We start from the raw sequence: 6,085 nt of genomic DNA, 5'->3' as shown, positions 1-6,085 counted from the left end.
ACAAGCCGGGACGGCTGAGCAAGGCTGGTAATGCCTACCTGCGCTCTGCACTGTTCATGCCGGCCATGGCGGCCATCAGGCACGAGCCCCGGGCCAAGGCGTTCTATGAGGCACTTGTCGCCCGCGGCAAGAAAAAAATCCAGGCTCTGTGCGCCGTGATGCGCAAGTACCTCACCGGACTGTGGGCGTGCATCAAAACCGGCAAACCCTTCGATGCCTCGGCTTTGTTTAGCGATCAACACATTGCTAAGGCTTGACTGGGAACGGAGTATCTACGGGGCGACTGGATGAGAATCGCTGCAGGCTCCACTCAACCATAGGGCGGCCCATGGCCGCCGATCAGCACCCGAACGGATCTCCGGGCGGCGGGCACGGCCCGTCCGGTCAGCTCACATCCCCATCCACATAGACCCATCGCCCCGCCTCGCGCACGAAGCGGCTGGTCTCCTCCAACCGGTAGGCGCGTCCGCCGATCTTGTGGCGGGCGACAAAGGACACGGTCCCTGATTCATCACCGGGACCACCTGCCGTGGCGGCGTGCACCTTGAGCCCGAGCCATTTCACCCGCGCATCCAGATCGAGGCTCGCCGGCCGGGTGCTGCTGTGCCAGGTGGCCAGCAGGTAGTCCGCGTCACCGCGCACGAAGGCGCTGTAGCGGGAACGCATCAGCTGCTCCGCCGTCTCGGGCAAGGCCTCGCCGGCGTGATAGGGACCACAGCAGGTCTCGTAGGCCTTGCCGCTGCCGCAGGGACAGGGTTCGTGATTCATAGATCGTCTCATCGTCGGCTTGCCCGCAGGAGCGGCGACCCCGCCGCGAACACCGCAGCCCGAACAGGCCGCCGCTGTTCGGCCCGAAGTCGGGCCTCCTACTCGTCCTTCTTCAGCAGATCCTTCAATCCGGCGAAGGGCGAATGGGTGGCGCCCGATGCCTTGCCGCCCTTCACACCCGTGGGATTGGCCGCCGCCTCCAGCAGACGCTGGTGCTCGTTGTCGTGGCAGTAGAGACACAAGAGTTCCCAGTTGCTGCCATCGGGCGGGTTGAAGTCGTGATCGTGGTTGCGGTGATGCACGGTCAGTTCATGCACGTTGGCCCGGGTGAATTCGCGCCCGCAACGCCCGCACACCCACGGGTACATCTTCAGTGCCTGCTCCCGGTACCCCTGCCCCCGCTCCAGCGCCTCACGCCGCGCCTGCGCCACCACACGATCCAGCTTTGAGTCTGCCATCACCGATCTCCTTGTCTCACGCCCAAGTATAATCCCGTCGCATGAACATCATCTTCTTCGCCCTGGTGGCCATCGCCTTCGCCAGTGCCGCCTGGCACCAGTTGCGCTGGGACGGTGCGGGCGAGGCGCCCATGGCGCAACTCACCAGTGGCGTGATCAACGCCGCCGGCGGTGCCGTGGAACTGGCCATCGCCCTGATCGGCGTCATGACCCTGTTCCTGGGCCTGATCAAGGTGGCGGAGGCCGGCGGCCTGCTGGCGATCCTGGCCCGGCTCATCCGGCCGCTGATGGTGCGCCTGTTCCCGGACGTGCCGCCCAACCACCCGGCCATGGGCGCCATGATCCTCAATCTCTCCGCCAACATGATGGGCCTGGGCAACGCGGCCACGCCCTTCGGCATTCGCGCCATGCAGGCGCTCAACCAGCTCAACACCCGCCCCGGCGTGGCCAGCGATTCCATGGTGCTGTTCCTGGCCATCAACACCTCCAGCGTCACCCTGCTGCCCACCGGGGTGATCGCCATCCGCGCCGCCGCCGGCTCCTCGGACCCGGCGGCCATCCTGCCCACCACCCTGTTCGCCACCCTGTGCGCGACCGTCGCCGGCATCAGCGCCGCGTTCCTGTACCGGCGCTTCGCGCCCCTGCCGCCTCTGCCCGCAGCGCCTGCGGCGGAACAGGAAACACCCTCGTCACCGGATCAGGCCCTGCCGGAGCGTACCGAGGACACCCCGCTTCCCGAGGACGACGGACGCGCCTATCCGGCCTGGGTCTCGGGACTCGCCCTGCTGGGCTTCGTGGCCCTGATCCCGCTCTCGGTGCTCTACGGCCAGGCCATTGCACCCTGGATCATCCCGAGCCTGGTCATGGGCTTCCTCGCCTTCGGCCTGCTGCGCGGCGTGCGCATCTACGAGGTGTTCGTGGACGGGGCCAAGGAAGGCTTCCAGGTGGCGGTGCGCATCATCCCCTACCTGGTCGCCATCCTGGTGGCGGTGGGGATGCTGCGGGCGAGCGGCGCACTGGGCGCCTTCGTGGCCCTGCTCGGGCCGATCACCGGCCCACTGGGACTGCCGGCGGAGGCCCTGCCCATGGCCCTGTTGCGGCCGCTGTCCGGTTCCGGTGCCTACGGGGTGATGGCCTCCATCATCAACGACCCGGCCATCGGCCCGGACAGCTACGTGGGCCTGCTGGTGACCACCCTGCAGGGCTCCACCGAGACCACCTTCTACGTGCTGGCGGTGTACTTCGGTGCCGTGGGCATCCGCCGCCTGCGCCATGCCCTGCCCGCGGCGCTGACCGCCGACCTGGTGGCCGTCATCGCGGCGGTGTTCGCGGTAAGCTTCCTGTTCGGGCAGGCAGTGATGTAACTCGGAACAAGATTCAACGCAAAGGCGCGAAGGCGCGAAGAACGCAATGATCATTGATAAAACTGACCTCGCGTCCTTAGCGCAGACCTTCGCGAACTTCGCGGCCAGGCTTTTCAAGACTTGACTAACACAGACAACAAGGCAAAACCCATGGCACTCAAGGCCACGATCTTCAAGGCGGAACTGCAGGTCTCGGACATGGACCGGCACTACTATGGGCAACACGCGCTGACCCTGGCGCGCCACCCTTCCGAGACCGACGAGCGCATGATGGTGCGGGTGCTGGCCTTCGCGCTGTTTGCCAGCGAAGGGCTGCAGTTCGGCAAGGGCCTGTCCACGGATGACGAGGCGGACCTCTACGAGCAGGATCTGACCGGACTGATTCAGCGCTGGATCGACGTGGGCACGCCGGATGAACGGGATCTGCGCAAGGCCTGGGGACGGGCCACGCAGGTGGTGGTGCTGAGCTACGGTCGCACGGCACAGACCTGGTGGAACCTGAACCGGGACAAGCTCGAGAAGCTCAGCAACCTCACCGTGCTCTGGCTGCCCCAGGAGACCACCCAGGCACTGGCGGCCCTGGCCGAACGCAGCATGCAGATCCAGTGCAGCATTCAGGATGGCGTGGCCTGGTTCAGCAGCGGCGAGACCACCCTGCAGGTGGAGCCGGTCACCCTCATGATCTCCCCAGGCGCAGGGCGAGATCACGCCTGAATGTCTCCAGGGCGGGGCGCGCCTGCTCGAAGATCTCGGCGAAGCGATAGAACTCCAGCACCCGCACATCCTTGATCTCGGGACGCACCAGGAAATCCGGCTGCAGACGCTTGAGCTTTTCCTCCAGGATCGCCGTCTGCATCACCTGGAAGGTGTTGAAGCTGGTATCGAAATAGGAAGGATCCCGGGAACTGTCCACGGTGCGGGTGCCGAGCACGTCCACGGCGATGGTCAGGTCGCAGTCCGCAAACAGCAGGTCATAGGGCAGCAGATTGGTCAGGCCCCCATCCACACCAGGTAACGCTCGCCCAGTCTCACCGGCGGGAACAGCCCGGGCACGGCCATGCTGGCCTGCACCGCCGGCCAGAGTTCACCCGCCTCCAGCACCACCGGTTCACGGGTCCACATGTCGGTAGCCACCACCTGCAGGGGGTTGAATAGTACCGCGAACCCCGCATCAGCTACCGTCACAAGCATTGATCCGCAGGGGCTGATGCCCGCGGGCCCGCCCGAACCACCCCGTCCGGGTGGTTGTCGGGCGCGCAGCTCCACAGGATAATGCCCGGGCCTCATTCAATTCCCAGGGACCCGGCCCCATGAACATCGACTGGACTGTCACACCCGCATCGCTCTGGTTCCTGCTGGGCGTACTGCTGATCTTCTCCGAATTCGTCTTCCCCGGCATCATCGCCATCTTCTTCGGCGCCGCCGCCATCGTGGTGGCCGTCATCCTGTTCCTGGGATTCAACCTTTCCTTCAACGTGCAGATCCTGCTGTTCGCCGCCCTGGGCGCGGTCCTGCTGCTGCTCACCCGCAACCGGCTCAAGGCCTGGTTCCAGGGCACATCCAGCACAGGTCAGCACGGGGTGGAGGTGCTGCCCGTCGGCACCCAGGTGGTGGCCAGCGAGGATTTCGTCGATGGCGGCGGACTGGTGCACTACAGCGGCGCGCGCTGGAACGCGGAGTCCGCCGAGCCGGTCAGCGCCGGACAGCATGTCTGGATCACCGGGCGGCGCGGACTGGTGCTGCAGGTGAGCCCGCGCCCGCCCGGCCAGTAATCACACAACAACAACTCACTTCAACACGCCAAAAGGATCCGTTACATGGACGGCATCAGCATCACGACCATCATTTCCCTGATCATCCTCGCCATCGTGGTGGTGGCGCTGGTCAAGACGGCGCAGATCGTGCCCCAGCGTTCCGCCTACATCGTCGAGCGCCTGGGCCGCTACTCGCGCACCCTGGACGCCGGCTTTCATATCCTGATCCCGTTCATCGACCGGGTGGCCTACAGGCAGACCCTGAAGGAAGAGGCCCTGGACGTGCCCAAGCAGCAGTGCATCACCAAGGACAACATCACCGTGTCCGTGGACGGCGTGCTGTACCTGCAGGTGCTCGACGCCCAGGCCGCCAGCTACGGCATCTCCGACTACCGCTTCGCCGCCATGAGCCTGGCCCAGACCACGCTGCGGTCCATCATCGGCCAGATCGAGCTGGACAAGACCTTCGAGGAGCGCGCGCGCATCAACGAGGAGGTGGTCAAGGCGGTGGACGACGCCGCCCAGCCCTGGGGCGTGAAGGTGATGCGCTACGAGATCGCCGACATCCTGCTGCCCACCACCATCAACGACGCCCTGGAACAGCAGATGCGCGCCGAGCGCGAGCGCCGCGCCGTGGTGGCCCGCTCCGAGGGTGAGCGTCAGGAGAAGATCAACATCTCCGAGGGCGAAAAGGCGCAGATCATCAACCTCTCCGAGGCGGAGAAGCAGAAGCAGATCAACGAGGCGGAGGGCAAGGCCCGGGAGATCCAGATGCTGGCCGCCGCCACCGCCCAGGGTATCGAGCGCATCGCCACCGCCATCAACCAGCCCGGCGGCAAGGAAGCGGTGAGCCTGCGCATCGCCGAGCAGTACGTTCGCGAGTTCGGACGACTGGCCAAGGAAGGCAACACCCTGATCCTGCCCGCCGAGCTGAGCAATATCGGCGGCGCCGTGGCGGGCCTGTCCCAGATCCTGCAGAACGTGGGCACCAGCAAGCCCTGACGCCCCCACCGGCACGGCCGCAAGGCCGTGCCGGTTTCCCCATGCACACCGCCACGCCTTTCACGATCCTCCACCAGGACGACGACCTGGTGGCCATCAACAAGCCGGAACAGATGCTGGTGCACCGAAGCCCCATCTCCCGGGACGTGGCCCGCTATTCACTGGTGCAGATCACACCGGACACAGGACGACGCCACCAGATCCGGCGCCACTTCAAGCACATCTTCCATCCCCTGGCGGGTGATACCACCTACGGCGAGGGCCGGCACAACCGGCTGTTCCGGGAACATTTCGGCGTGGAGCGCCTGCTGCTGCACGCCAGCCACCTGTCCCTGCGACACCCGACAACGGGTGAGGCACTGAACCTGCACGCCCCGCTGCCGGAGTCCTTCAGCGCGCTGCTGCAGCGGCTGGGCTGGGAGGCCTTCGCGCATGGAATCCAATTCAACATTCAAGATTCAATATTCAAAGGAAACAGTGTCCCCCACTAGTGTCCGGTTAACTCTGATGCATATTCGCATAACAATATGACTTTTAGTCATATTTTTCTGAAAATTGGTGGTGTCGACTTGAGCGCGAGGTCGTGTTCAAGGGATCGTACAAGGGGTATTCCATCGAGGACCCCCTATGTACACCGGAAAGACCTTGTTCGCGCAGTTGATGGACTTTCTGCCTTGGACGACTTTCGCCCGCATCGTCACACGCTATGGCGGAGATCACCGCGTCAGGACATTTCCTT

Annotated in this window: 11 protein-coding genes; 7 read left to right on the top strand and 4 right to left on the bottom strand. The window is 65.0% G+C overall.

Going from position 1 to position 6,085, the window contains the following annotated elements:
- The coding region (locus D580_RS0114760; RefSeq protein ID WP_026290026.1) for a transposase at positions 1–257 on the top strand (257 nt) is incomplete at its 5' end.
- 127 nt (positions 258–384) lie between these two features.
- Here D580_RS0114760 and D580_RS0114755 read toward each other — a convergent pair.
- Both D580_RS0114755 and D580_RS0114750 read right to left on the bottom strand, forming a co-directional pair.
- Positions 385–768 carry a YchJ family protein gene (locus tag D580_RS0114755; protein WP_018955129.1) on the bottom strand — a complete coding sequence of 128 codons (384 nt, stop codon included), beginning with the start codon at positions 766–768 and terminating at the stop codon, positions 385–387.
- A gap of 98 nt (positions 769–866) precedes the next feature.
- Positions 867–1,226, bottom strand: coding sequence for a YajD family HNH nuclease (locus D580_RS0114750; RefSeq protein WP_018955128.1), 360 nt, complete (start codon positions 1,224–1,226; stop codon positions 867–869).
- A gap of 41 nt (positions 1,227–1,267) precedes the next feature.
- Between D580_RS0114750 and D580_RS0114745 the strand changes: the two genes are divergently transcribed.
- A complete protein-coding gene (locus D580_RS0114745; RefSeq protein ID WP_018955127.1) occupies positions 1,268–2,590 on the top strand; it encodes a nucleoside recognition domain-containing protein in 1,323 nt (440 codons plus the stop codon).
- Between the two features lie 150 nt (positions 2,591–2,740).
- Positions 2,741–3,304, top strand: coding sequence for a YaeQ family protein (locus D580_RS0114740; RefSeq protein WP_018955126.1), 564 nt, complete (start codon positions 2,741–2,743; stop codon positions 3,302–3,304).
- Here the strand turns inward: D580_RS0114740 and D580_RS15755 are convergent.
- Positions 3,267–3,596: a hypothetical protein gene (locus D580_RS15755; RefSeq protein WP_026290025.1), complete on the bottom strand. Its 330-nt coding sequence runs from the start codon at positions 3,594–3,596 to the stop codon at positions 3,267–3,269. The genes D580_RS0114740 and D580_RS15755 overlap by 38 nt on opposite strands.
- Positions 3,581–3,775 carry a patatin-like phospholipase family protein gene (locus D580_RS16915; RefSeq protein WP_231363572.1) on the bottom strand — a complete coding sequence of 65 codons (195 nt, stop codon included), beginning with the start codon at positions 3,773–3,775 and terminating at the stop codon, positions 3,581–3,583. Before D580_RS16915 ends, D580_RS15755 begins: the two co-directional genes overlap by 16 nt.
- Positions 3,776–3,900: 125 nt before the next feature.
- Here D580_RS16915 and D580_RS0114725 point away from each other — a divergent pair, with 125 nt between their 5' ends.
- The 4 genes from D580_RS0114725 to D580_RS16450 form a co-directional block, all read left to right on the top strand.
- On the top strand, positions 3,901–4,362 hold the full coding sequence (locus D580_RS0114725) for an NfeD family protein (RefSeq protein WP_018955125.1): 462 nt from the start codon (positions 3,901–3,903) through the stop codon (positions 4,360–4,362).
- 45 nt (positions 4,363–4,407) lie between these two features.
- Positions 4,408–5,346 carry a stomatin-like protein gene (locus D580_RS0114720; protein ID WP_018955124.1) on the top strand — a complete coding sequence of 313 codons (939 nt, stop codon included), beginning with the start codon at positions 4,408–4,410 and terminating at the stop codon, positions 5,344–5,346.
- Between the two features lie 41 nt (positions 5,347–5,387).
- The gene (locus D580_RS15910; RefSeq protein ID WP_018955123.1) at positions 5,388–5,837 is read left to right on the top strand and encodes a hypothetical protein; all 450 of its coding nucleotides are present in this window, start codon (positions 5,388–5,390) and stop codon (positions 5,835–5,837) included.
- 136 nt (positions 5,838–5,973) lie between these two features.
- Positions 5,974–6,085, top strand: a 112-nt coding sequence (locus tag D580_RS16450) for a DUF4372 domain-containing protein (protein ID WP_155999870.1), incomplete at its 3' end; no start/stop codon positions are given.

The organism is Thioalkalivibrio sulfidiphilus (genome assembly GCF_000377945.1).
Classification (GTDB): Bacteria; Pseudomonadota; Gammaproteobacteria; order Ectothiorhodospirales; family Ectothiorhodospiraceae; genus Thioalkalivibrio_A; species Thioalkalivibrio_A sulfidiphilus_A.
This window is presented reverse-complemented; position numbering and strand designations above follow the sequence as displayed.

Excerpts from the sequence above, each read along its gene's own strand:
- D580_RS0114755 (WP_018955129.1), bottom strand. The coding sequence starts at position 768 with ATGAATCACGAACCCTGTCCCTGCGGCAGCGGCAAGGCCTACGAGACC.
- D580_RS0114750 (WP_018955128.1), bottom strand. The coding sequence starts at position 1,226 with ATGGCAGACTCAAAGCTGGATCGTGTGGTGGCGCAGGCGCGGCGTGAG.
- D580_RS0114745 (WP_018955127.1), top strand. The coding sequence starts at position 1,268 with ATGAACATCATCTTCTTCGCCCTGGTGGCCATCGCCTTCGCCAGTGCC.
- D580_RS0114740 (WP_018955126.1), top strand. The coding sequence starts at position 2,741 with ATGGCACTCAAGGCCACGATCTTCAAGGCGGAACTGCAGGTCTCGGAC.
- D580_RS0114725 (WP_018955125.1), top strand. The coding sequence starts at position 3,901 with ATGAACATCGACTGGACTGTCACACCCGCATCGCTCTGGTTCCTGCTG.
- D580_RS0114720 (WP_018955124.1), top strand. The coding sequence starts at position 4,408 with ATGGACGGCATCAGCATCACGACCATCATTTCCCTGATCATCCTCGCC.
- D580_RS15910 (WP_018955123.1), top strand. The coding sequence starts at position 5,388 with ATGCACACCGCCACGCCTTTCACGATCCTCCACCAGGACGACGACCTG.